Here is a 25,231-nt window from a genome sequence, read left to right on the forward strand (position 1 = left end):
AGAGGATACAATATGGCGAATTATACTGAACCAAAATATAGAACGATTTATGAAGCAAAAGAAAATGAATTAGAAAACCTTAAAAAAAAATCGGCTGATTCTATTTGGAAACCGGCCTTTCATATTCACCCCCAGTACGGCTTGATGAACGATCCAAATGGACTTGCTTACTTTAATGGGGAGTTTCATGTGTTTTACCAGTGGTATCCGTTCGATGCCATTCACGGCATGAAGCACTGGGCACATGTAAAATCAAAAGATCTAATTAATTGGGAGCGCCTTCCTGTAGCACTTGTCCCTGTAGAGGATTATGAATCTCATGGTGCCTATTCTGGTGCTTCAATTGAAGTCAACGGGAAGCTTTATATGTACTACACAGGAAATATCAAATATGGCACAGAGGAAAGATCCGCCAACCAGTGTCTGGCAGTCATGAATAGTGATGGTACAATCATAAAATATGAGAAGAATCCCATTATCGAAGGAGTTCCTGAAGGGTATACAGGGCATGTCCGCGATCCAAAGGTATTCGAAAAAGATGGCCGCTATTATATGTTTTTGGGTGCACAAAGAACAGATTTAACCGGAGCGATAATTGTTTATGAATCTGACGATGCAATTGATTGGACCTTTAAAGGGGAGCTAAAACTGGAGCTTGATTTGCCGGAGTCAGTATATATGCTCGAGTGCCCGGACTATTTTGAACTAAACGGCAACGACGTTCTGGTCGTTTCCCCACAAGGCCTAGCGGCAGAGGGACATAATTACCAAAATCTTTATAATGTTATCTATGTAATCGGAATATTGGATATCGACAATCTTTCATTTGAAGTGCATCACTATCAGGAATTAGAAAAGGGCTTTGATTTTTACGCACCACAAACATTTGCCGGAAAAAACAACGAACGCCTTTTATATGCTTGGGCTGGAATGGGAGAAATAGAGTATCCATCAGACAAGGAGTCTTGGGCGCATTGCCTCTCAGTTCCCCGTGAACTGGATATTGTAGACGGCAGGCTGATTCAAAAACCGGCAGAAGAGCTGAAGAAGTTAAGAAAAGACTTGAAAACAGGTGAACTTGTAATTAGCCAAGATTGCCGAGAGATCGAGTGCAGCTCAGAACAGTATGAGTTCGAGCTTGATTTTAATGAAGTGGGAGCAAGCGCATTCGGTCTTGAATTGTTTGCGTCAGAAACGGAAGGACTTATGCTGGAGTTTGACCGCAAAAAGCAAACCGTGAGTTTGAATCGGGAAAAATTCCAATCAGCTTTTGGGGAAGAATACGGTTTTGTAAGAAGTTCTGACCTTGAGTTCGGCAGCTCGATAAAGGTGCACGCGTTTGTCGATCGCAGTATTGCAGAGATTTTTATTAATAACGGCGAAGTTGTTTTCACTGCTAGAGTGTTCCCAAAAGAAGGACCAAAAGTGATAAAGCTATTCAGCGATGGGAAAATAAGCTGCAGCTATAAGAAATACGAACTAGCTCAAGGAATTCTAATGTAAGGGTGAGATAATGACTAAACTATTCTCAATCGGTGAAGTATTAATTGACTTTATCCCTCAGCAAAAGGGGAGCGCGTTAAAGGATGTTGTTTCCTTTGAGCGTGCTCCCGGCGGTGCGCCGGCAAATGTTGCAGCTGCAGTTGCCAAGTATGGGCATGAAGCAGCGATGATCACGAAGCTTGGCCTGGATTCGTTTGGCGACTTCCTGATCGAACAGCTAAGGAATGCGGGTGTGGAGACCGATAAGATCCTGCGTACGAGAGAAGCAAATACGGGACTCGCCTTTGTTTCTTTAAAAGAGAACGGCGAGCGTGATTTCTCGTTTTACCGTAAACCGTCTGCTGACTTGCTTTTTAACAAGGAAGAGATAAATCCTGACTGGTTTGAAGAAGGTGATATGCTTCATTTCTGCTCCGTTGATCTGGTGGAAAGTCCGATGAAGAATGCACATAAAAGAGCGATCATGTTAATGAAAGAAAAGGGCGGGCTCATTAGCTTTGATCCGAATGTTAGACTGCCGCTATGGGATGATCCAGCGGATTGCAGGTCTGCCATTCTTGAATTCCTGCCAAACGCACATATTGTAAAGATATCGGATGAGGAGCTGGAATTCATTACGGGAATCAGCGTGGTAGAGGAGGCCATTCATTCCTTATTTATTGGAGATGTGCAGGCTGTTGTTTATACGAAGGGTGCTGCCGGTGCAGAGCTTTATTTAAAGGGAACAAAGTTTGAATCAACCGGGTATAAGGTTAATGTTATGGATACAACTGGTGCCGGGGATGCTTTCATTGGCGGATTTTTATTTAAACTGCTGGAATCAAAGGCTGCTCCTGACAATTTAGTAAAGATCCTTTCCGAGAAGCATATCGAAATCCTTCAGTTTGCTAATGCCAGTGGTGCTTTAACTACTGTCGGCAAAGGAGCCATTTCCGCACTTCCGAATAAGGAACAAGTAATCCAGCTTATTAAAGAACAGCAAAAGGTCCTCGATTGAGGGCCTTTTGCTTTCCAAGGTTTTATATGGAAGACGTTTTTATTTTGGAAAATCCAGTGACGGCAAAACAAGTAATAGACGCTACTGTTGTAACTATAATGGCAAAAAATAATCCGATAGCGCTCATAAAAGTATCTTCGCCAGGATAAGAAGGTTTTAAGTTGATATACCAATACATGAACATTACTGTCAAGAAAATATAAAAACTGCTTCCGACAGCACTCATCTTTATACGATTTCTTTTTGTACCTTGCCATGCATTATTAATGAACACCCATAAATAAATACTTCCAGCTACAGCAAACAGCATAACCAATAAATGTTCAAATGGAACAAAGAAATAGGTTAATGCATAGAGCGCAAGAATTGTCAGAAAAAATAGGATTGCATACATGATGAATAAGAAACCTCATTCGCTTATCTGAAACTTCCAGTTCTTTTAGGTTTGTTCACTACTGCCATACCATTTTTTCTTGCTTTATATCAGGCAGTGAAGCTTTTAAATGCTATTCAAAGTAAGAATACCTTTTCGGAACTGACTGTTATTTCATTAGGGCATATTAAGAAATGCGCCTTTTCAATCATCATTCTGTATGTAATCGGGATGATGCTGCTTATAACCCAAAGTGCCTTGCATCCCGGAATAGCCTTTATTGGGATAGTCATTTTATTTGCAGCCTTTGTTATTTTCCTTTTTGCGACTGTCCTGCAGGAACTGTTAAAAAGTGCAATAGAAATAAAATCAGAAAATAATTTGACAGTTTGAGGTGAGATGATGGCAATTATAATCCATATAGATGTGATGTTAGCAAAAAGAAAAATGAGCGTTACGGAACTTTCGGAGAGAGTGGGAATAACGATGGCTAATCTTTCTATTTTGAAAAATGGAAAGGCAAAAGCGATAAGATTTTCCACCTTAGAGGCTATTTGCAAGGCATTGGACTGTCAGCCTGGCGATATTCTGGAATACAAAAGGGAAGAATAAAAAGGCTATTTAATTTTAATAGTTGTGTCGAACTAAGAGGGAGGTTTGCTATAAGGGAAGGGGTAAGGCTATGTTTTACTTTTTATCAGTACCAAAAATTTAAATTTCATTGCAAGCGGAAAAATGTAAAATTCCAGCCTGCTTCCATTAACAATTAGAAAGAGATTTATGAAGCATGGCTCTGATGTTAAGTGGAAAATATTGTCTGAATGTATTTGGCGATGCCAAATAAATCTTAGGATTGTCATGATCGTTAAGAATCAAGTCTTTGGTTAAGTTTTTGATAGAGTAAAATAAATCTATCTAATTCTTTGCTGCAAGCTACTGTTTCTGAACTCCCAAGACCTGTATTTTGCACAATCAGTAACAACATTTCCTTCTTTTTTGCAATTCGCTTTAATAGATGCTTCTTAACTGTATCACTTTTCAATTTAAAAATTACTCCTGACTTTAATAAGGTAAAGAAATAAACAATAATTTTTATTATAAGATAATATTCCAGTTTGTTAATAGTTTCGACAAATGTTTTAAAAATAAGACAAAAACAGCTTCGCTAATTTTGTCTCATTATGAATGAAAAAAAATGACTACTATTTAAATAGCAGTCAAAACCAATGCTTGTCGTAGCAAAAGAATATCTTGATAGATGCAGTCGCGTACCTGAATATCGTTACAGTTAGTAAGATCAATGAGCAAGCGTCCAAGCTCCCTGTTAATAAGGAAATGGCCATAGTCCATTTTACTCTCCATTTAGCAGATCCACTCCTTTACATAGGTATAATAACCTATATAAGCCCTAGATTCCATTATTTACTATCATGATCTAAGTGAGTATTCACTTAAATTGAAAGTGCGAAGAAATTTATTGAAAGTTTGCTGATCTGAAAAAGCGGCTGTATTGCTTTGAGCAGGCTTTACTTATTTAAAGCAGACAACTTACTGTTGAATAGAATGAAGTGTTTTTCAAAAATAACATAACGAATACACCCGGCATATTGACAATGCAGAATGTTATCCTGAAAACAAACTTTTTAACCTTAAATCTTTTTACATACCTGTACCCATTTCCCCGCTCGAACTTTGAGCAGGGTTTTTTATTGGGAATTATTCAGAGACACCGCCACTAGAGCGGAAATTAACAGCCAAGTTAATAAAGCCAAACAATAAAAAGTAAAAATAGGAAGGAAATAAAGGCACTGAAAGAGAAATGAGTAAGTTATTGAAAAATGGCTTTGATAAATAAATAGCGTACCAAAATGGAGGAAGAGCAATGCTTGAACAATTAGAAGTATCGTGTATAACGATTGATCTGCCTTTCAGATTAAATCATGTCCATTGTTTTGTGGCGAAAGGAGAAAATGGATGGACCATCATGGATTCAGGATTGAACAATACAGTTACCGAAAAAAGCTGGACACCCATTTTAGCAAATCATGACATTACAAACATCATAATTACTCATTATCATCCTGATCATTACGGTTATGCCGGCAGGCTCCAGGAAGTAACGGGCGCGAATGTTTTTATGACAGAAACCGATAAAAAAGCGGCACGGACAATTTGGGGAAAAGGCTTTAGCCATTTTTTAAGGGAAAAATACTACAAATGCGGCATCCCTAAAGTAATTGCGGATGCTATGGCCGAAACCGATGAAGAATCTGCTTCCCAGGTTTCCCCGCATCCCAGAGTAGACAGTCACCTCAATGAAGGCGATAAGATTTTGTTTGGGAAATATGAATATGAGGTGATAAAGGCACCCGGGCATTCCAGTGGGTTGATTTGTCTTTATAATAGAGAAAAACGAGTGTTATTTTCCACCGATCATATTTTGCCTAAAATCACACCAAATATTTCTTATGATTTTTATGGGGAGGACAACCCGCTAGAAAGATTCCTGCAGTCACTCCATAAATTTAAACGGCTTGAAGCCGAGTACATAATTCCTTCCCATGGGAAGCCTTTTAAAGACGCAAATTCGAGAATTGACCAGATTATTGGCCATCATAACGAAAGACTTTCAAAGTTACACGAAATAATCAGTACTCCCGCTACTGTCTATGATGCTTGTCAAAAGTTATTTGGCAAAGCATTTAATTCTCACGAAATGAGATTTGCAATAGGAGAAACGATCGCCCATCTCGAATATTTAGTAAAAAAAGGGGAGTGCAGTAAGGGAGAAATTGATGGGAATTACATTTATACCACTTAACAAATACTTCTTTGTGTTTCATGTCACCATTAAAAAAATGAAAGAATAAGAAGGCGGCAGGTTCTCTCATTGACATAGCCTTCTGCTGTACAGACTTAGTTCGGCTATGGAACAAACTATGTCCTCAGTCACGCTTTCAGACGAAGAACACGACGAATGTCTATTTTGGTATTATCTGATTCAGTAACATACGTAACAACAGACAAGAAAAAGCTGCCTGAGTGGCAGCTTGATACAGAATTTCCCTAGTCACCTTTATCACCAAGGCAAACCGGTACCAAAATCCTTTGCCAGGTTGCCACTTTCCTTTCTCCTTCTTTTGCGATTTTCTGCTCTCTCTGCTGCCGTATTAAACAAGTCTTTTTCCACATCTGTTTCAGGAACCACTTGGGGCACGGGTGTGGGCTTTCCGTTCTCATCAATGGCAACCATGGTTAAAAAGGAAAGGGCACATACATTTCGTTCTCCTGATAATAAATCCTCAGCGATGACTTTCACGAATACTTCCATGGAGGAACGCCCGGTATAGGTTACAAATGCCTCCAGGCAAACCGCACTTGCCTCATCAATTGGATGGAGGAAATCCACTGAATCAGTCGAAGCTGTTACGGTGTTTCTTCGTGAATGACGCATGGATGAGATGGAGGCTATATCATCTATATATGCCATGAGCTTTCCGCCAAACAAGGTTCCGTTATTATTGGTATCTGAAGGCAAAACCTTACTCGTTTTCACAACAAAAGAATCCCTGCATTTTTTTTCATGTATCATCTTTAAACACAGCCTTTCTATTCTTTCTTTTCGATCTTGCTAAAAGACGTATATTCATCAGCTGTTTCGTATAATCAAGGGTGGATAATGGCATTTCTAAACCACCGTTTACTTTTCATCTTGCTTTTTCATGCTTATTACATGTTCATAGGTTTTTTTTGCTATCATTAATAGCTGCTCATCATTAATTTGTAAACCAAATTCTTTAGATTTCATATTATTTTCATATGGAAAAAGTGACCACTCCTTTCTTCCTGATAAGTATTTACATTAGTTGCCTAATTCAATCAAAATTGTTGTGTTACCACACATCCTTGGAGAAGTTCAATACGGAAAAAAGGCTACCGACCAAGTTTAAGTGAGGGTAGCTTTTTTTTACCATATCTTGTTTAGGGATGGAGTTTTCACAACTTACATCATTAATGTCACCAACAGTGAGACAAAATATTCCTATTACTAGCCTTTTGAATAACTAACATTCTTCAACTATCGGGTGAATAAATGTAACAGGACCCTACTTTTATTTGTTTCCATAACGGGACAGGCTGAAGAAGGAATTTTATAATCTTTACAGGATATAAAAGTGATAATAATGAGTTTCATGTGGGGGAATGCATTCGGCAATGAGGATTAATTAGGGATTATTGCAAAATGATAAAAGCAGCACATCCCCAATCTCTGGTGAAGGCAGATCGAGCGGGATCTCCAGAACCGCATGGGCCTCCTTATAGGTGTTTCCGATTTGCCATGGATAAAGCACTTCCTGATGAAAGACCGTTCCATCCCTTGAAAGATAGGAGATTACAAGCGGATAGCGCATATGAAACATGTGAACTGCTTTGCACGGAACGAGGAGCATTCCTGGAACCGATCCGGGGTTGGTACCCATCAGCCCGCGAAGCCGCGCAATATCCGTGGTGGCAACTTCAGCTGGAAGAGTATAGATTAGATTTTGCCGTTTGAAATGAAGGATGTATATCATTCAGGGTGTCTCCTTTACAAAAAAGTAAGTAAGTGAATCAGCGGAACCCTTATTGCCTTTTAGACCAAAGCATTTCACAGAGATAAAAACCTGCAGAAATCATTTTTTCTTCAACGAAAGCAGTATCTTCTTTTTGTATATGCGTGAAATAGTTGACTTGCCCGTTGACAAACCGTTCCTCATTCTGGACCATCAGGATGACTTTAACTCTTTAGAGCAGAACGCAATACCATTTATCATTAGGTAGATGAGTCATACCAAACGTCTTGAATTTTGATAATAAGGGGTGGTTTTGATGGAGGACGTTTCTAAATAGATGAAGCAGTAATAAAAATAGATGATATTGATTAGTCTGTTTGAGTACTGCAAGAGACGTCTGCGATTGTTGGCAGTTTTTTTTATTATGATAAACAGGGAAATTTAATTGAATAAGACCTCAGTTTAAGTTAGCATACAAACAAGATTAAAGTTAGGGGAAGGAAGTTAGCTGATGAAAGGAAAAACTGCACTTATTGCGGGAGCCAGTGGATTAGTCGGAAATGAACTCCTTCATTTAATCCTGAAGGGACAGGGATACGAAAAGGTTTATTCAATCGTTAGGAGGCCTCTTGGGGTAGAACATCCAAAATTAATCGAAGTGGTTTGTGATTTTGACCAACTTGAAGAAATACAAGAATACTTTGATGCGGAAGAGGTATTTTGCTGTTTAGGTACAACAATAAAAAAGGCAAAGACAAAAGAAGCGATGTATAAGGTAGACGTTGAATATCCGTTAACAATGGCCAAATTGGCACAAAAAAAGGGTTCCAATCATTTTTTGCTTATCAGTTCAATGAATGCAAATTCAAAATCTTCACTATGGTATCCCAGGATGAAAGGAATTCTCGAGGAAAAGTTAGTTGCTATCCCCTTGGATTCGATTTCTATTTTTCGTCCTTCCCTTTTGCTTGGAAACCGCCAGGAATTCAGGTTAGGAGAGTATGCTGCTGCTAAAGTTTTTCAAGGGCTATCATATCTCCTTAAAGACTCATGGAAAAGCCGCCTGGCAGTTGAAGCAAAAACTGTTGCTCAAGCAATGTATTATGCTGCTCAAATGGACAAGAAAGGAGTTAGTATCTACTCGGCAGATATAATAGAAGACCTAGCTGGAAACAATCGAAATATTTAAGTCAGTTTGTCTTTAAAAACCATTAAATAATTGAAATAACGGGGGTCTATTGATCCAAAAGGATTGAATGCACTTTTTGTTATTATTGAACGGGCAGTTGAAGAAGGGATTTGAACTGCGAATAAAGACATTCTGTTTTCAAGAATGTCTCTTATTATGTTAATTTAAGATTCTCTTTTTCAACAATATCTTTAACAATATCTTCAATAGTTACATTTCCTAATACTTTTTCCAATGCGAATTGAGCAGCTGACAATACAGGAGTGATAGAATCCTGAATGTTCCTGCCCACAAGGCAGTCAGGGTGCGGTTTTTCATGCACACTAAACAATTCTTTTTCCTTCACAACTTCGACCGCCTTATAAACGTCAAGTAATGTTATAAAGGATGGTTCCTTGGCTAATTTTGCCCCTGCAATACCAGGCTGTACTTCAATTAACCCTGTTTTTTTTAGCATACCCATAATTTTTCTTATCAAGGTTGGGTTCGTGTTTACGCTTCCTGCCAAAAATTCCGAAGAGTTTATCCCCTCTTTATTTAATTCAATAAGAACTAATATATGAATACCAACGGTAAATCGGCTGCTGATGGACATATCATTCACCTGCCTAATAAAAAAGTAAATATCATGTATTTAATTTGAATACAAAGTATTATACCCTAAAATTCGTAAAAAATAAAAAAAGGTATAATTGACAAAACAACTAGAAGTATCTATTATTGATACAGGTATTTAATTTGAATACAAGATAATTGAAGATATTAAAAAAATTTAATTTGGAGGAATGGAAAAATGAAAATGTTAGTAACAGGAGCAACAGGAAAATTGGGAACGAAAGTTGTAGAAACCTTATTGAAAACTGTACCAGCAGATCAATTGGCTGTAAGTGTTCGTAATCCAGAGAAAGCAGAAGCTTTACGGACTCGTGGAATTGAAGTCCGCCAAGGAGATTTCGACAGGCCGCAAACTTTAGATTCTGCTTTTGCAGGTATTGACAGACTTTTAATTATTTCTGCCGATGGAGACAATGAAACAAGAATTAGGCAGCATACTAATGCGGTAGCTGCAGCAGAACGTGCTGGAGTTAAATTTATTGCTTATACTAGCATAGCGAACGCAAAGGAAAGTAAAAACTTCCTTGCTCCTACGCATAGGGCAACAGAAGAAGCTATCTTAGAAACAGGCATTCCCTATTCTTTCTTACGCAACAATTGGTACTTGGAGAATGAAAGCTCAGGCATTCAAGGTGTCCTAGCAGGGGCCCCTTGGGTAACATCAGCAGGAAATGGCAAGGTAGGCTGGGCACTGCAACAAGATTATGCAGAAGCTGCGGCAGCAGTATTATCTGGTAACGGACACGAAAAAACAATCTATGAACTTTCTGGCAAATTATTGACCCAGGAAGAATTTGCATCTGCTCTTGGCACTGTACTTGGTAAACATGTACCTGTGCAACAGGTTGATGACGCTACTTATGGTGATATTATGAAAGCTGCTGGCGTACCAGATTTTCTCATTCCAATGGTTGTTGACATCCAGAAAGACATTCGAGAAGGCACACTGGAAATCGAGAGCAATGATTTCGAAAAACTACTTGGGCGTCCAGCTACACCAATTAGTGAGGGATTAACACAAATCGTTAAAAGTATCTCTTAAACTGCATAATTTAACTTACCTTCAAACCGACCTTCTTCCATTAGAATGGTCGGTTTTTACATGTAAGGAACATGTAACATGTAAGAGCGGTTTCTTTACATATTCTTCGGTAAAGCTGCCCCTGAATGTTGAGCAAATTTTAATTCATGGTGAGTTAGACCGACATGTTCCAGTTGATTTAAGTATCGAGTATCATCGCAGGGCTAATGAAAAGGGAGATATTGTACAACTGGCAGTGCTCCCGGAGATAGAACACTTTAGGGTTATCAATCCTTTGTCACCGGCATGGAAATCTGTGACGGATTCACTGGAAAACTTATTAAGCAGGCGTGTATGCCGCACCCGTTGTTGAACCTGCTCTAATAGGCTTGTTTGTACCGGGCAATCAATCATTAATGAAAAATGAATCAATAAAGGTAACAAAGAAAGAAAAGAAGAAGGCGAGTAAAATTAATGGTATATAGCATATACAAGACGGTTATTAAACACATTACTTTTCGCCTCCTAAGGAATGCACAGAAGAGCTGCTGGGATTTGTCTATAGTTAAAAAGGAAAGAGCTTAGGCTTTTTCCTTTTTCTTTGAATTATTTATTTTAAGTTATCTGTGTGACAACTGAGTTGTAAACGGACAACGAATTAGATTTATTGCGCCCGTTTTTTGCGCTTGAGTGTCAAAACACCGATAATAGACAAATACACTACATAACCGAGACCTTGTAATACAGTTGGTTTATCGGTATACCCTATCAGTGCGTGCAACATGTGACCCGTAACACTTTCACTGCTCAAGAACGAACTTGTATCCCATAGGGTTGCATGACCGAACGGAAACCAGCCAAGATGCTGGAATTCCCCGATTCCACTTGTTAAAAATCCCGCGGCAAAAATGACCAGCACTCTTTTTTGTTGTTTAATAGCTAGCAATTACCATCCCCTAAAAATCTTTAGCACTCCAAGTATAAAAACATCTTAAAAAATGAAACCTTATCTATTAATCATTTCGTCATATAGTTGCAGCTACACTAAAGGAGGGCCCACTTTTGAAGAAAGAACAAGAATTATTAAACAGGATAAGGAAGGGAGATAACGAGGCTTTTAGTCTTTTAGTAAAAGATTTATTACCATCAGCTTATCGAACTGCATTTTTAGTTTTAAAATCTAAAGAATATGCTGAGGATGCCATGCAAAATGCTCTTGAGGGTGCGTACGTCAGTATTATGAAAAATAAAGATATTACCAATTTTAAAGCTTGGTTTTACCGAGTTGTTTATTCAAGAGCGATTGAACTTTATCGAAAAAATAATCGAGTCATACATATGGAATATGAGGAAAGTCAAGGAAATAACAACACAGCCAAAGTATCGACCCAACAGGTTGTCATTCAAAAAGAAAACAAGCAGGAAATGTTAACGCATATTATGACGCTCAGACGTGAAGAAAGCATCCCTCTTATTCTCCACTTTTATGAAGACTTGACGATCAAGGATGTTTCCCTCGTCTTAAATGAAAATGTCAACACCGTCAAAACGAGAATCAATCGAGGGAAGAAAAAGCTTGCTGAGAATTTATCACAATCAAGAAATTTTATTCAGGAGGTTAAGGCTAATGGCTTATAAAAATGAAGAAAAGCGAGAGTCACTAGACCATTTACAGGTTCCTGCCAGTCTTGAAACGTTTATAGCCGAGCTTCCAGAACGATATGAAAATGGAGACATCAATCCTGAGATTGAAAACCAAATAGATAAAGAGTGGCATACTTTTCGCAGCGGGCAAAAAAAGACAAGGTTTAAGAAAAAAATGATCGCATTTTCATTATCATCGACAGCTGCTATATTTCTTTTAGTTGGTTCTGTCTTTGTATCACCTGCAATGGCTGAGTTTGCTTCATCAATACCTTATTTAAGCTCTTTATTCAAGTCGAAACCTCTTTATGAGGAGGTTCAAGAAGCACTCGATCAAGAGAACTATGAATACGGCTCATTAGGTATGAGTATTTCTGATAAAGAAATCAGCGTACGGTTTGAGGAATCAGAAGACTATTACAAGGAAGTGAAACCAGCTGTCGAAGATCTCATCACGAATATTTTGAAAGCAAGAAACAATGATGCCTACAAAGTACGCGTGTTCTATGATCCAGATGCAGGGAAATTACAGGAACTTCCTAACAAAAGCAATGAAATAGAAGAACAAGAAAAAGATTTTAATAGGGTCACGGAATTAACTGGAGAAGTACTGAAGGAATATGGACATCCAATCGAAGGGATCGGTGTTCGAGAAGGAAAGATCTATATTGATTATATTCCAAGTACAGAAAAGCGAATAGACGAGATGAAGAGTGATATTACAAATAAGTTAAAACAAGAAGGTTTTACAGGTTATAAAATTAAACTCTACCTATATAATCCAGAACATGTTGAGCGAGAAGGCAGAATCCTTCCTTTATTTCATACGATTACAGAAGGCTTAACAGCCAAGGCTGAATATAAAGTGTCGGGAGTGGGCTACACAAATAAACGAGAACGTTTCTACATGGTAGTGCGGACTACGGTTTCATCAAAAGATTCTAATCGGAAAGAGGTTGTTGAAAGGATTGAACAGGCAATCATCGATTTCCTTCAAACAGAAGAAGCTCAAAAAGTAATTCAGGATGATATTTATGAAATTGAGATTGAGAGTAAAGATAAAAAGGTGCTAAAAACAATAAAGAATTAGTAAATCTAGTAGACCATCGTAGCAGATGGTCTATTTTGCAGTGTTAGGATGCTGGAATGCTTTCTACTAGGATAAAGCAACGCTGGAAGGTTATCAAATATGGACCGGACAATCTCTAAGCTTTTGTGAAAGACCTTAAATAAAATCACCCCACAAAATATTCAAAATTGGCTCCTGCATCTACTGAAATAATAGGCCAATAAAAAAAGAGCAACCAGTAAAAACTGGTTATCCCTATAATACGGACGCACCCGTTATCCGTCCATCTGTTTAATTGAGTGCCAGCTGATGTTATAATTAGGAACTTAGGATAAAAATTGAACGGAAGCCCAAAAAGCCTCCGTATAGCAATAAAAAATGGAGGTGTAAGAGAATGAATAAACGATGGACAATTGATAAAATTAAAGAATTTGTTTTGAACAATTCGGAAAGTAAGTTGCTATCAACGGAATATCACGGTTTTTCTCAAAAGTTACTATTTAAATGTGCATGTGGCAGCAACTTTGAAAAAACATTTACGAAATTTAAAAATAATAACCAGCGTAAATGTGACGTATGCCAACCGCCAAAAGCTGCACGATAACGTAAAGGGAATCAAAGAAGTGCCGATTTCTATAAAAGAGAAGTTGGCACTATTTTTATTATGTAGGGGGAATAAAAAGTGGTAGGTTTATAGGAATATTCCCTCTTAACTAACTGGTGTGAAAGTTAAAGGTCAAGCTGCTAAAACTAAAGTGGCGTTTCTTTTTGCACAAAAGGGGCAGGGGAATTGAAGAATAGTATGATTCGGATTGAATTATGTTTTATGGAATGTCATTATGAAATAAAAGTCACCTTACGTATATTCATTATATTATATTAATTAATGAAGGCTTTTATTAAGTAACTAAAGGAGTTGATTGTTAATGGGAAAAGTTACACCATTCTTAATGTTTCAAGATGGTAAAGCAGAAGAAGCGATGAATTATTACATCTCAATCATTGACGATTCAGAAATTACAAGTATTGTCCGGTATGGAGCGAATGAAGCTGGAGACGAAGGAACTGTTATGCAGGCTGCGTTTTCCTTAAAAGGGCAAGAATTTATGTGCATTGACAGTAATGTGAAGCACCAGTTTTCCTTTACTCCTTCATTCTCAATTTTTGTTACTTGTGATACTGAAGAAGAAATTAACAGCCTTTATCAGGCACTTATCGAGGACGGTCAAGCACTTATGCCAATTGGTGATTATGGTTTTAGTCAGAGGTTTGGTTGGCTAAATGATCGGTTTGGAGTATCTTGGCAACTAAATCTTCCTTCGAAAAAGTCTTAAGTGTCTTCATTTATATTCAGTATGGACCCACTCCTTTTGCGTTTGATTTTAAGCACGCTTTTGATGAAAGGGGAGACGTGTTTGGTTAAATAGCAGGGGGCCTTTTTAATAATTTTGACATAATCCATTTTGACTAAAGTGGCGTTGACCCTAGAAGAATTAGGGGTCTTTTTTTGTACCTTATAAGCTAAAGAAGCAGGTTACTTCAATAAATCACTAATTAGTGAATAAAGAGAACCTGACTTCGTTTAATGTCCATATGCATTACAGAATAATTACCTCTCTACGAAATAATAAGTACTTCTTGTTTATTGCCCTGATCATTCATAAGAAAGTTGTGGCGAGTAAGAAGGCTTCCCTTAAGCTCTTCGCTGACCCTATCTGAGTCGTAGGCACAAACAGAGAGAAGTCTTTTTTCACTGACAATTACATCAGCTTCCTTTTCGGAATCTAATAATTGTTTGTGCACTTCCCTTTCATCTCGCCATTCTACGTGAGCCCAGGTCCGGACAGCAAATTCCTGTTCTGCATAACCTTCAATTAATCTCGGGAGAAACTCGAAAATAGAATTACATCGAAAATCCCCCTTGGCAAAATAGAAGTCAAAATTATTGATGTACCGTAGTTTACATAATTGGCTTTCGTTCAACATCGATGCAAGCTTTTTTTTCAGCAATGGACTTATTCGGTCATTTTCTATTATTATGGAATATTGATTCTGATCCAATCCGGAAATAACAAAGTCAACAATATTTTTTATATATTCTTCTTCGTTCTCAAAACAATATAATATATGCCCCTCTGTAAGACTTTTCAGCTGATTTATCACTTTAAAATTCTTTTTTTCCAAAACAGCACCCCATTCAAAATTTAGCACAATATTTTACTTTGAGACCGGTATATTTTGTGCGGATGCCTTGCTACAGTGCATCCGCTGATCACTTATTCATTTTCACTTCAGTAATATTTCCTTTCTTCCTAGAATAACATTGATTTTACGTGATTTATGGAAAAAATAGTCGAAAAATATAAATTTTTGGAAATATTTTGATTTTTTATTTTATGGCTAAAAAAGCTTGAAAATCATTGTACTTAAATTACCGGGTATGTTACTTAATGAACCGGCGACTGGATTAAAAACCAGTATGGACAGTTTTGTTTACATTCTCCCGATTTTTCCGATGTATGGATGGCTAACGGGTACTTTATTTATCTGTCCTGCTTCCATTTTCGGTTGTTTTTGTTGTGCTAAAAGGTTATTTTCAATAAAGGATTAAGAGTATGCCGCAGCAGTCCCATGCAACGCATTATTATCGCAATTTTTTGTTAAGCAGTAGGTTTGGACAACACAAGGGAGTGAGTTAAATGAGCATTGTAAATTATCTTGGCTGCAATTTTACATTACCTCTTAGTAATCAAGAAAGTGGAGAAGAAATATTAATAGGTGGTAATTATTTTTCTGATGAAGAAATGAGGGAGAATGTAAGGAAACAATTTTCAACTAAATATATTTATGAAGTAACTTCAAAAAAATTTGGAAGTATATGGTTTGATAAAGATTACGAAAATGATTACTCGGAACAACATAAAAATTTTCAAGCATTATGTGAACTATTGGAAACTTACCTAACCGAAGGAGATTATTGCGAACTGTACACTTGTTGGCTTGGTGATGAATCAGATGAAAAGGAAATTGAACAAACAATAACATTAAATAACTTTGATATTAATAATATTAATCTTTGTACAAATTCACTAATAACATTAATGAAATGAATATTTAAGAATTCTAAAATTAGGAGGGCGAATGGCTGTGTGCAATAGACAATTCATACGGTACTGACCTAATAAATAAAGGTAAATAAGCTAATTTACCCTAGCCAATGAAATAGTGATTTCAAAGGACTTTTGGTCACAAATCGGATTCCTTAATCGTCATGTGATTAGAATGATGATGAAAGGAAGGATTCTTATGAAAATTGATGAAACAATGATTGTAGTAGGTGGAGGGTACGCCGGGATTCATGTTATAGAAGCGATTAAGAAAGAGTTTCATAGAGAAATGAAGAAAAACCTAAGGGTAATCCTTGTTGATAAAAATGCTTTCCATTTTAAAAAGGTAAAGTTATTTAAGGGGATTGTTAATGAAGATGTGTCGGATTTACATGTGCCTCTAACGCATTATTGCGGCTCAGTAATTGAATTCATTGAGGGAGAACTGACAGCAGTAGATCCTGAAGAACAAAAGATAAAGATCACCTGCAAAAGTGGAGATGCCATTTATTTGGATTATGACAGGCTGATTCTTGCCTTGGGGAGTGTAATGCGTGATATTCAAGCAAAAAGCGGAGGAATACAGCTTAATAGCCTAAAAAGTACCCGATACATTCGGCAGAATTTGCTGGAGCAGATGGATTCACCCAAACCTAAACTTCAAGTAGCAATCGTTGGCAGTGGAATTACAGGTATTGAAACCGCCACAGAAGTGAGTTCATGGATCAAAGCTGATATGTTAAAAAAAGGGTTCACGCCGAAGAACGTAGAAGTAGTCCTTATTAATGATAAACAAAGATTAATATGTGAAGCACCTGCAAAAATCAGTGAGCAGCTTCAAAATCGGCTAATGAAACAGGGGATTCATGTATTACACAATAAAAAGGCAAATAAATTTATAGATGGCAAAGTCCTTTTCAATGATAATTCCAATCTTGAAGCAGATGTATGTGTTTGGACAGTCGGATTAAAGCCTCATCCGTGCCTTGCTGATTTAGGTTTGTCTCTAACTGAAGACGGAAAGGTAAAGGCAGATTCTTTTTACCGGTTAATCGGCTGCAAAAATATTTATAGCATCGGAGACTGTGTGCAAGCCGTTGATCCTATAAGCGGAAAGGCTGCAGGAATGAGCTGCAAAGAGGCCATTTCCCAGGCACAGAGACTCGTAAAAATCATTAAAGCAGATATACAGGGAATAGAAACAAACGCCCATCAAAATTATCCTGATTTTCTTTGTATAGGTCTTGGCCCGCATGATGGTTTTGTATGGACACAAAAATGGGGAATGAATTTCGTGCTTACAGGCAGACTAGCACAAAAAATAAGAGAGTACACGTGGGATCTTGCCAGTTTGATGAACTAACTGAAGGAGATAAGGGTATGGGGTTGCAGGAACACTATTCACAGTTTCATCCATTGCTTTTTTCGATCGCTTATCGAATGCTTGGGACCGTTTCTGATGCAGAAGATATTGTTCAGGATGTGTATGTGCACGCTGAAGAAATTACGATTGACCATGTACAAAATAAGAAGGCTTATCTTTGTAAAATGGTTACAAATAGATGTATTGATCATCTAAAATCGGCTGGACGCAAGCGTGAATTCTATACAGGTCCCTGGCTTCCGGAACCATTGATTTTTACGGAGAACGACCCTGAAACTAAAGTGGTTAACGAAGAAATGATATCGTTTGCCTTTTTGTTGCTGCTGGAAAAACTGAAACCAATGGAAAGGGCTGTTTTCATACTCAGGGAAGTTCTAGACTATGATTATCGAACCATTGCTCAAATCGTAAATAGGAGCGAGTCAAATTGCAGAAAGATATTTAGCCGCTCGAAAAACAAATTCCCGCTAAAAAATGAAGAGGATCAAGCATTTTTAGATCCCAATAAAGATGAGATCATACAAAAATTTGTGTTAGCCTTACATCACGGTCAAACTCAGACGATAGAAAAATTATTATGTGACGATGTTACTTTGTATTCTGATGGTGGCGGAAAAGTATATGCTGCCTTAAAGCCAGTACATTCCAAAGCTCAGGTTGTACGTTTTATCGGTTTCTTGCTGGCACAAAATCATAGTGAAGAGAAGCCAGCCTTTGTTAAAATGGTCAATGTAAATGGTCAAACTGGCCTCCTCGTTAATGGGGAGGACGATGTCAAAACGGTCATTTGCTTCCATGTAGAAAATAATCAAATTGCAAACATCTATATTGTAAGGAATCCGGAAAAACTGCAGCATGTTTTTCTACATGCTGACTAAAATTTGCATTCTTTTCTGGACGAAGAACTCCAATAGCATTATCACAATTAGATCTAAATGGAGCATAAACTATGAAACTCCCAATCTCCTTGCATGGCAATAAGAAGTGCTAACAAAATAAAGGTGGTATGAGCGAAGCTGAATGATACAACTTCTAAGAGATTTTTCATTTTAATTTCATTGGTTTTTTGTTGAGCCGACATTCGGCGCAGCTCCACCCCTTTGCCACAGAAAAAGGCTGTTGAGGAAACATTTCAACAGCCTGCAATATATTGACTTATATTGCTGGTAATCTATTAAAAAAAAGGCATTCCATTTAAAATAAACCGTGGTTATATGAAACCAGAGTGTTATTGTTAATTTTCACGCGGGTTTCAATAAGCTGCTTCCTGATTAATACTAGTATTGATAGGGTTTTTTATATCGTATGCTGCTAACAGTCCGATCAATGTGAAAGTAAATTTCTTCTGCCGCTTCCTGAGCTATTTTTTTTGCTTCTTCCTTAACATCAGAGATTGCTAATACATAGCCATAACGATGACCCATAGATAATGGCGGTCTTACGTATTTTCCTTTTCGCGCTTTTATAAATACCTCTTTAACACCTTGATACTCGGAAGCCCGTTCTTTTCCGGTTACTTTATTTAGCCGTCCTTCTTGATCTACTGTTATATATTGTACATAAACATATTTTTTATGTTTGGGAGTAAGATCAGGTGTTTCTCCTAAATATAATTTAATTGTCTGTTCTACTAAGCTTATCCCAAATCCTTCCTCAATGATTCGGTTCATAGCACCCCCTGATATTCTAGGGTTGATTTCTATCAGTTTCCATTCATCATCAACAAGCCTCATTTCAAGATGGCAGGTCCCGTTCTTCATTCCAAAGCTATCTATTATGGATGTTACTGCTATATTAATACCATCATAAAAGGATGGTTCTATCTCTGCTGCCAGGCTGTAACCAGTAACGATAAAACGCTTATCAAAGGTAATTTCCTGTTCAATAACAGCAACTATATGAACATTCCCGTCATATACAACGGTTTCTATTAAATATTGCGGTCCCATAAGATACTGTTCTACTAAAATAGATGAAACTCCGCTTTTTTTACGTAGTTTAACTATAGCTTCCATTAACTCTATATCTGTTTTCACCAAAAAAACATCCTTTGATCCAGCAGATATAGGGGACTTTACGATCAGCGGGAGATGGTCCTTTTGTTTCCTGATAAAAGCCTGTAAATCTTGCCCAGGGTTATAAATGGCGAAATAAGGCGAGACCGGCAGATCTTTAATAATGGTGCGGGTCAGGACCTTATCCTCCATATTAAGAATCACTTTGGACGATACAACACTTTCAGCAAAGAATTCAGCTAATGATACGGCAACGTTGACATATGGATCAATAAAGCTTAAAATCGCCTCTATTTTCATTCCCTGTTTTTGCAGTTTTCTTATGCTCTCTTTCAATTTACTGACATTAGTTAATGAGGCATAAATCATTTGATTCACGTCCGGAAATTCGAGCCTTTCCTCTAAAAATTTCTTGTTGTCTGTAAACAGCACCGTTACATAACCCAATTGCTGAGCTGCATTAATTGCTTCTCTGCTTGAGCCTGATTTATTTGTCCCGATAAATACGATTGTTTTCATGACTTCCCACCCAAGGCAATATTTTCTTCTTATTGGACTTACTATAGGATATAACTTCATTGTGAAAATGTGATTAAACATTAAAAAATAGGAATATGGAAAAGCCTGAATGGAATATTGTTTGGGAAGAAATATTTTCAATGAGGTGGGACGGTTCGTTATGACATTAATTGGTATGCTTCACCACAGAGCAGATCCAAATAAAGTACGAAGGGCGTATGCCTATTCCGTTGTTGCAGGGGCTGAGGGTATAAATTTTTTTTACTTTACACCCGGAATGGTTAATATTACAAACGAAACAATTGCCGGCAAGGTTTATGAAAATGGCAGGTGGGTTGATAAGACCTTTCCTTTTCCAGATGCTATCTATAATGCGAGTTATGCTGCAAGCGAAAAAGCTGATGTAATTTTTAATCACCTATTTGAAAGAATCCCTTTTACAAGCCACTCAATTGGCAATAAATTAAGTGTTTATCAAAGAATTGAACAAGGAACCGAATTCAAGGATTTTTTGATTCCCACTTTTGAACTTACAAATGCAGCTGATTTAAGCAAAATTGTAAAAAACTATTCAAAATATCTCATTAAACCAGTATCAGGGCACCAGGGAAGCGGGATACTGTTTATCGAAAAAGAGATAAACAGCCGCTATCGGGTTAAAGAAAAAGGAAAAGTAACAATTCTTGATGAACAAAAATTATTAGATATAGTTTCTCGGAAAATCCAAAAACAGGAATACCTTGTTCAGCCATTTATTACATTCCAGACTAAATCTGGCCAGGTTTATGATTTCAGGCTTCATGTTCAAAAAAATGGAAACGGAAAATGGGTCATTACAGCTGTCTATCCCCGAATAGGAGCATCTGGGCTCCTGACTTCAAACATGAGCAGCGGAGGCTATACCTGCTTTCCGGATGTTTTTTTAAAGCGGGAGTTCGGGGAATTCTGGTATGATATGAAAAGAACATTGGAGGGATTCGCATTAAGTTTCTCCACCCACTTTGATACCTTATATGATGACGTAACATTTGATGAATTAGGTATCGATGTGGGAATAGATAAAAACCAGAAATTGTGGCTAATTGAAGTAAACTGGAGACCAGGCCCGCCGGTCATCTTTAATTGTGAGCTTGATGTTGCCAGGAATACCATTCATTATGCAAAATATTTAGCTGAACAGGCTAAAAAGAAGAAATGATAAAACTATTATTATTATAGATAGAGTGTTAGATAAAATAAAAATATACTAGTGCTATCTGAATAAGGAGCGATTGCCCTGTGCATCCTACCACCATTATTGATCTTTTCTTAATATTCCTGGCTGCTTTAGTCATCGGTTTGATAGCGTTTCTGCTGCCTAAAGAATGCAGGAAAATTGCATGGGGTATATCTTGCTTTATTGTTCTTGCGGGGATCATCTTTTATGGAACAAGACCATTTATTGTAGAATACCAGACAAAGAATGCCACAGAGAAATTGGTAAATCACTTTAGAAAATTATACCCAAATGATTCATGGCGGATAACAGATACAGATGAACATCGAATACAGCCCGTTGTCAATCTTCATGTTATTTTTGAGAGTGAGCCGAAAATCGTTTATGCATATAAAGTTGAAAACGAAGCAATAAAGCAAGTAGGCATGTGGATGCTGTCAGGTGACCCGGCAGAAGGCAGCGGGATGGAGCTGCGGCATAACGAAAGGGGAGGGAACCTTCAATAACGGAATGTCTAAAATAGAGTGTGAAAAACGTTCGAAGTGATTTGAGCGTTTTTTTTGTGCGCTTGTAAGCCGTTTTGATAAAAGAAGAAAAACAGCAAACCAGGATTTGCTGTTTTTAATGTCATTTACATATTTACTTTCCTTTTTTCTCTCAAAATGAGGCAAGATCTTCTGCTGGCTTGTTCTTTACCTCATTTTGTCTTTGTTTCTTAGCTTTTTTAAAGTGAAACAGTTCGTAAAAAGTTGGAATCACGATAAGTGTTAATAAAGTGGATAGAGTTAATCCGGAAATTACAACAACAGCTAACCCTTTTGAGACGAGATTCAAACTCATACCGGATTCGTGCGCGAAAAGAAGCGGCACCATGGCGAAAACGGTCGCGAGCGCGGTCATTAATATTGGACGAAGCCGTACGCTTCCTGCTTCAATAATCGCTTCGCGTATATTCATTTTTTCTTCATTATGACGAATGCGGTCAACCAATACAATCGCATTTGTCACCACAATACCAACGAGCATCAGCATGCCAATTCCTGATGAGATGTCTATGCTTGATTTTGAAATGACAAGCCCTAAAAGTGAACCCATTGCTGCAAGTGGCAAAGAAATTAATATTGCTATACTTGCCCGGAAAGATTTTAACGTTATTAATAGAATCAGGAAAACCAATCCGATAGAGAAAAACGCCATTTTTCCAAGTTCTTTTAAATCATCTGTCGACTGCATGGAAGAGCCGGTAATTTCGGCTGTTGTGCCATCACCAAATGTATTGTCTTTTTTCCATATTGCCAATTCTTTTTGAATCGTCCCTGTGACGTCAACCATTTTTTCCGGATCAATGGTTGCGCTGACTTGAAGATAATTGTGTCCATTTTTTGAGTAAATGGTTCCAGGCTCTTTTACATCTTCTATTTTCGCGATTTTAGATAAAGCTGTCATTCCGCCTGGCAGCATAATTTGTAAGTTTTCTAAGTCTTTCGAAGTGCTTACTTCTTTTACAGCACCAAGTTTAACCGTTGTCGTCCGGCCATCTATCTTCATATTACCGATGATGGCTGGCTGAAGCATCGCACCAAGCGATTGTGCTATTTCCTCTGCATTTGCTATTTTTGAATCAACCATTATTTTTACGGTTGGTTTGGTATTTTTATCATTGTTTTCAATTTTTTGTACACCGTCGATTGATTTTAATTTCTTCTCAACGACGATTGCTGCTTTTTTAATTTTTTCATCATCATTTCCAAGTACATCGATGGATACTGTAGTTGTATTTGCACCCATTAAACCAGCTGTATCTGCAGTAAGTACCGCACCTTTGAATTCTTCCTTATGTTTACGTAAATCTTTTACGATTGCCGCAGAATTCGCATCTTCTTCAAGGAAAACCATAAATTGAATTTGGTTACTGTCTTGAAGTTCGCCAAATTGAGCCGCATCTGCATTATTACCAACCTGTACGATGTGATTTTTGACACCTTTTTCCTCAGAAAGGATATCCTCCATTTTTGCTAATCCATGTTTCACTTCTTCAAATGGTGTACCGTTATTGTAACGAAGCATAACGGTTATGTACGCACTATCCGATTGATCAACTGAACCTTTTGGCATAGCCGCAAATAAACCAATAGAGCCTCCGACAACCAAAATAGATAATACGATCGGCACCCATTTATGATTCAGCGTCCAATGAAGTAAGGAGGGATAGAATGTATTCGGTGCATGCTCTTTTATCTTCACATTTCTCATCATTCTTGCACTTAACGCCGGTACGACAGTTAATGAAACAAGGAGCGATGAAAGCAGAGAACAAGATATCGTGATAGCAAATGGCAATATCATGTCTTTAAGACTTCCTGAAACAAGACCCATTGGAAGGAAAACAGCTACTGTTGTGAGTGTTGAAGATGTAACGGCTGCTGCAACTTCTTTTACTGCATCGATTAAAAATTGAGGTGTTAGTTCATTCCCTGTTTTTCTCCGGTAAATATTTTCAACGACTACAATACTATCATCTACAAGTCGTCCGACAGAAACGGCAATGCCGCCTAGTGTCAAAATGTTTAATGTGATACCGAAAAACGATAGCAGCAACATAGTGATACAAAGAGAAAGCGGAATACTGATGATCGTAATTAGTGTCATTCTTATGCTGCGCAAAAATATTAAAATAATAATTGTTGCAAACAATGCTCCAATTAATACTTCCCGTGTCATAGAATTAATCGATTCTAATACGGTATCTGCCAAATTAATAAAAACTATCGCTTTTAGCGTACCTTTATATTCCTTATTTATGTCCTTTGCTACTTCGTCTACCTGTTTTCCTACTGATACAGCATTGGATGTTGAATCTTTTTGAACGATAATTTGAATAAAGTTTTTGCCATTCATATGCACAATGCTTTGTGTATCCTGCTCCAAAGTAACATCAGCCACATCTTTCAGCTTTGTGCCAGCGTTAATCTGTAAGTTTTGTAAATCCTCTATACTTTCAATTTTCCCAGTTACAATGATACTGGTTGCTTCATTGTTTAGCGTCTGTTCACCCACAGCGACAGATGCATTTCTTCCCTGTAAAAGTGTATACACATTTTGGAGTGGGATTTGGGAAGAAGTTAACTTTTTCATGTCTAATTTGATTAAAACTTGTTGGTTTTTTCCACCATAGGTCATGACATTTCCTACACCTTTAATTTGTTTGAACTTTGGAAGAATGTCATTTTCAACAAGATTTACTTCTTTATTGCCAATCTCTTTGTCAAACGTTAGTCCAGTATATACCACTGGTATTTGTGTAGTGTTCAAGAGGACAACATATGGCTTCATTACACCTTTTGGTAAATTAACGGCGGAAATTGCCTCTTGTACCTGTTGTTTTGCTTCCTTTAAATTTGTGTCCGATTCAAAAGTCAATGTCATTTGGGTAAAATTGTTACCCGTTTCCGACAGCACATCCCGTTTTCCTTTAATTCCTGAGAGTGACTTTTCAATAGGTTTTGTTACTTGTTCATCCATGCTGACAGCGTCAATACCGTTTCCGACTACGGATACCGTTACGTATGGCTGATCTGCTGCAGGCATCAATTCCATTGGGATGTTAAAATAGCTGATAATTCCAAAAACCATTGAGGCAATTACGGAAAAAGCTAAAGCTGCTTTATTCCGTAACGCCCATTTTGTAAACCACGTCATAATTAACCTCCAAATTCATAATTTTGTCAGACTAGGAAAATTGTACCACCACTTATAAGCTATTTCATCACAAATCGGAAAATTCATCGAAATTTACAAAACTTATCCTAATAAACGGTTAATCGAACTAATAATACTCAACAAGTAAATGGGAATCAGTTTTGTGTGAAAAAGCAAAAGCAACGGCAACTTTTGATATATAACCTTCATTTTGGGGACAAGTTAGAAGATTGAGGCAGAAACCTTGAAGAATTTTTTTTAGTAGTTTAAAGGATATTGTTGATAGTTTATAGTATCCGCTGTCACCTAAAAAGGCACATAACAGCA

General features: G+C 37.5%; 27 protein-coding genes. 16 read left to right on the forward strand and 11 right to left on the reverse strand.

Going from position 1 to position 25,231, the window contains the following annotated elements:
• Positions 1 to 12: 12 nt before the first annotated feature.
• Complete coding sequence (locus CVD28_RS12900; RefSeq protein ID WP_101592770.1) at positions 13 to 1,503, forward strand: glycoside hydrolase family 32 protein; 1,491 nt, start codon at positions 13 to 15, stop codon at positions 1,501 to 1,503.
• A gap of 10 nt (positions 1,504 to 1,513) precedes the next feature.
• Positions 1,514 to 2,500, forward strand: coding sequence for a carbohydrate kinase family protein (locus CVD28_RS12905; protein ID WP_101592771.1), 987 nt, complete (start codon positions 1,514 to 1,516; stop codon positions 2,498 to 2,500).
• A 22-nt stretch (positions 2,501 to 2,522) separates the two neighbouring features.
• Here CVD28_RS12905 and CVD28_RS12910 read toward each other — a convergent pair whose 3' ends face one another.
• Positions 2,523 to 2,894, reverse strand: a complete 372-nt coding sequence (locus CVD28_RS12910) for a hypothetical protein (RefSeq protein ID WP_101592772.1) — start codon at positions 2,892 to 2,894, stop codon at positions 2,523 to 2,525.
• A gap of 27 nt (positions 2,895 to 2,921) precedes the next feature.
• On the opposite strand from CVD28_RS12910, the gene CVD28_RS12915 reads away from it, so the two are divergent.
• Positions 2,922 to 3,266, forward strand: a complete 345-nt coding sequence (locus CVD28_RS12915; RefSeq protein ID WP_101592773.1) for a DUF2975 domain-containing protein — start codon at positions 2,922 to 2,924, stop codon at positions 3,264 to 3,266.
• 9 nt (positions 3,267 to 3,275) lie between these two features.
• A complete protein-coding gene (locus CVD28_RS12920; RefSeq protein WP_101592774.1) occupies positions 3,276 to 3,485 on the forward strand; it encodes a helix-turn-helix domain-containing protein in 210 nt (69 codons plus the stop codon).
• Positions 3,486 to 3,738: 253 nt separating this feature from the next.
• Here the strand turns inward: CVD28_RS12920 and CVD28_RS12925 are convergent, their stop codons facing one another.
• Positions 3,739 to 3,915 (reverse strand): aspartyl-phosphate phosphatase Spo0E family protein, encoded by a 177-nt coding sequence (locus tag CVD28_RS12925; RefSeq protein WP_101592775.1) that lies wholly within the window; start codon positions 3,913 to 3,915, stop codon positions 3,739 to 3,741.
• 164 nt (positions 3,916 to 4,079) lie between these two features.
• Positions 4,080 to 4,235 carry a hypothetical protein gene (locus CVD28_RS28105; protein WP_180954149.1) on the reverse strand — a complete coding sequence of 52 codons (156 nt, stop codon included), beginning with the start codon at positions 4,233 to 4,235 and terminating at the stop codon, positions 4,080 to 4,082.
• Positions 4,236 to 4,755: 520 nt separating this feature from the next.
• Between CVD28_RS28105 and CVD28_RS12930 the strand changes: the two genes are divergently transcribed.
• Positions 4,756 to 5,694 carry an MBL fold metallo-hydrolase gene (locus CVD28_RS12930; RefSeq protein WP_101592776.1) on the forward strand — a complete coding sequence of 313 codons (939 nt, stop codon included), beginning with the start codon at positions 4,756 to 4,758 and terminating at the stop codon, positions 5,692 to 5,694.
• Positions 5,695 to 5,952: 258 nt separating this feature from the next.
• Here CVD28_RS12930 and CVD28_RS12935 read toward each other — a convergent pair whose 3' ends face one another.
• Positions 5,953 to 6,465, reverse strand: a complete 513-nt coding sequence (locus tag CVD28_RS12935; protein ID WP_101592777.1) for an acyl-CoA thioesterase — start codon at positions 6,463 to 6,465, stop codon at positions 5,953 to 5,955.
• A gap of 634 nt (positions 6,466 to 7,099) precedes the next feature.
• Positions 7,100 to 7,447 carry a DUF192 domain-containing protein gene (locus tag CVD28_RS12940; RefSeq protein WP_101592778.1) on the reverse strand — a complete coding sequence of 116 codons (348 nt, stop codon included), beginning with the start codon at positions 7,445 to 7,447 and terminating at the stop codon, positions 7,100 to 7,102.
• 490 nt (positions 7,448 to 7,937) lie between these two features.
• Here CVD28_RS12940 and CVD28_RS12945 point away from each other — a divergent pair, with 490 nt between their 5' ends.
• The gene (locus tag CVD28_RS12945; protein ID WP_101592779.1) at positions 7,938 to 8,615 is read left to right on the forward strand and encodes an NAD-dependent epimerase/dehydratase family protein; all 678 of its coding nucleotides are present in this window, start codon (positions 7,938 to 7,940) and stop codon (positions 8,613 to 8,615) included.
• A 154-nt stretch (positions 8,616 to 8,769) separates the two neighbouring features.
• Here the strand turns inward: CVD28_RS12945 and CVD28_RS12950 are convergent, their stop codons facing one another.
• Entirely contained in the window at positions 8,770 to 9,210 is a 441-nt protein-coding gene (locus CVD28_RS12950) for an Rrf2 family transcriptional regulator (protein WP_101592780.1), read from the reverse strand.
• A 198-nt stretch (positions 9,211 to 9,408) separates the two neighbouring features.
• Here CVD28_RS12950 and CVD28_RS12955 point away from each other — a divergent pair, with 198 nt between their 5' ends.
• Complete coding sequence (locus tag CVD28_RS12955) at positions 9,409 to 10,272, forward strand: SDR family oxidoreductase (protein ID WP_101592781.1); 864 nt, start codon at positions 9,409 to 9,411, stop codon at positions 10,270 to 10,272.
• Between the two features lie 643 nt (positions 10,273 to 10,915).
• Here CVD28_RS12955 and CVD28_RS12960 read toward each other — a convergent pair.
• Positions 10,916 to 11,197, reverse strand: a complete 282-nt coding sequence (locus tag CVD28_RS12960) for a hypothetical protein (RefSeq protein WP_101592782.1) — start codon at positions 11,195 to 11,197, stop codon at positions 10,916 to 10,918.
• 116 nt (positions 11,198 to 11,313) lie between these two features.
• On the opposite strand from CVD28_RS12960, the gene CVD28_RS12965 reads away from it, so the two are divergent.
• From CVD28_RS12965 to CVD28_RS12980, 4 genes are all read left to right on the forward strand, one after another.
• A complete protein-coding gene (locus CVD28_RS12965) occupies positions 11,314 to 11,889 on the forward strand; it encodes an RNA polymerase sigma factor (RefSeq protein ID WP_180954150.1) in 576 nt (191 codons plus the stop codon).
• The gene (locus tag CVD28_RS12970) at positions 11,879 to 12,985 is read left to right on the forward strand and encodes a DUF4030 domain-containing protein (RefSeq protein WP_180954151.1); all 1,107 of its coding nucleotides are present in this window, start codon (positions 11,879 to 11,881) and stop codon (positions 12,983 to 12,985) included. Before CVD28_RS12965 ends, CVD28_RS12970 begins: the two co-directional genes overlap by 11 nt.
• A gap of 373 nt (positions 12,986 to 13,358) precedes the next feature.
• Positions 13,359 to 13,568, forward strand: coding sequence for a hypothetical protein (locus CVD28_RS12975; RefSeq protein ID WP_101592785.1), 210 nt, complete (start codon positions 13,359 to 13,361; stop codon positions 13,566 to 13,568).
• Positions 13,569 to 13,890: 322 nt separating this feature from the next.
• Positions 13,891 to 14,298: a VOC family protein gene (locus CVD28_RS12980; protein WP_101592786.1), complete on the forward strand. Its 408-nt coding sequence runs from the start codon at positions 13,891 to 13,893 to the stop codon at positions 14,296 to 14,298.
• A gap of 283 nt (positions 14,299 to 14,581) precedes the next feature.
• Here CVD28_RS12980 and CVD28_RS12985 read toward each other — a convergent pair whose 3' ends face one another.
• Positions 14,582 to 15,148 (reverse strand): MEDS domain-containing protein, encoded by a 567-nt coding sequence (locus CVD28_RS12985; protein WP_101592787.1) that lies wholly within the window; start codon positions 15,146 to 15,148, stop codon positions 14,582 to 14,584.
• Positions 15,149 to 15,663: 515 nt separating this feature from the next.
• On the opposite strand from CVD28_RS12985, the gene CVD28_RS12990 reads away from it, so the two are divergent.
• The 3 genes from CVD28_RS12990 (at position 15,664) to CVD28_RS13000 (ending at position 18,333) form a co-directional block, all read left to right on the forward strand.
• Positions 15,664 to 16,074 (forward strand): hypothetical protein, encoded by a 411-nt coding sequence (locus tag CVD28_RS12990; protein ID WP_101592788.1) that lies wholly within the window; start codon positions 15,664 to 15,666, stop codon positions 16,072 to 16,074.
• A 196-nt stretch (positions 16,075 to 16,270) separates the two neighbouring features.
• Complete coding sequence (locus tag CVD28_RS12995; RefSeq protein ID WP_180954152.1) at positions 16,271 to 17,434, forward strand: NAD(P)/FAD-dependent oxidoreductase; 1,164 nt, start codon at positions 16,271 to 16,273, stop codon at positions 17,432 to 17,434.
• 17 nt (positions 17,435 to 17,451) lie between these two features.
• Positions 17,452 to 18,333, forward strand: a complete 882-nt coding sequence (locus CVD28_RS13000) for an RNA polymerase sigma-70 factor (protein WP_180954153.1) — start codon at positions 17,452 to 17,454, stop codon at positions 18,331 to 18,333.
• Positions 18,334 to 18,386: 53 nt separating this feature from the next.
• On the opposite strand, the gene CVD28_RS28110 is transcribed toward CVD28_RS13000, so the two are convergent.
• The gene (locus tag CVD28_RS28110; RefSeq protein WP_180954154.1) at positions 18,387 to 18,536 is read right to left on the reverse strand and encodes a hypothetical protein; all 150 of its coding nucleotides are present in this window, start codon (positions 18,534 to 18,536) and stop codon (positions 18,387 to 18,389) included.
• 196 nt (positions 18,537 to 18,732) lie between these two features.
• Positions 18,733 to 19,989 carry an ATP-grasp domain-containing protein gene (locus CVD28_RS13005; RefSeq protein WP_101592791.1) on the reverse strand — a complete coding sequence of 419 codons (1,257 nt, stop codon included), beginning with the start codon at positions 19,987 to 19,989 and terminating at the stop codon, positions 18,733 to 18,735.
• 160 nt (positions 19,990 to 20,149) lie between these two features.
• On the opposite strand from CVD28_RS13005, the gene CVD28_RS13010 reads away from it, so the two are divergent.
• Both CVD28_RS13010 and CVD28_RS13015 read left to right on the forward strand, forming a co-directional pair.
• Positions 20,150 to 21,187 (forward strand): YheC/YheD family endospore coat-associated protein, encoded by a 1,038-nt coding sequence (locus CVD28_RS13010; protein ID WP_101592792.1) that lies wholly within the window; start codon positions 20,150 to 20,152, stop codon positions 21,185 to 21,187.
• Positions 21,188 to 21,267: 80 nt separating this feature from the next.
• A complete protein-coding gene (locus CVD28_RS13015) occupies positions 21,268 to 21,711 on the forward strand; it encodes a hypothetical protein (protein ID WP_101592793.1) in 444 nt (147 codons plus the stop codon).
• 151 nt (positions 21,712 to 21,862) lie between these two features.
• On the opposite strand, the gene CVD28_RS13020 is transcribed toward CVD28_RS13015, so the two are convergent.
• Positions 21,863 to 24,904, reverse strand: coding sequence for an efflux RND transporter permease subunit (locus CVD28_RS13020; RefSeq protein ID WP_101592794.1), 3,042 nt, complete (start codon positions 24,902 to 24,904; stop codon positions 21,863 to 21,865).
• Positions 24,905 to 25,231: the final 327 nt, after the last annotated feature.

Source organism: Bacillus sp. M6-12 (assembly GCF_002860285.1).
GTDB lineage: Bacteria > Bacillota > Bacilli > Bacillales > DSM-1321 > Peribacillus.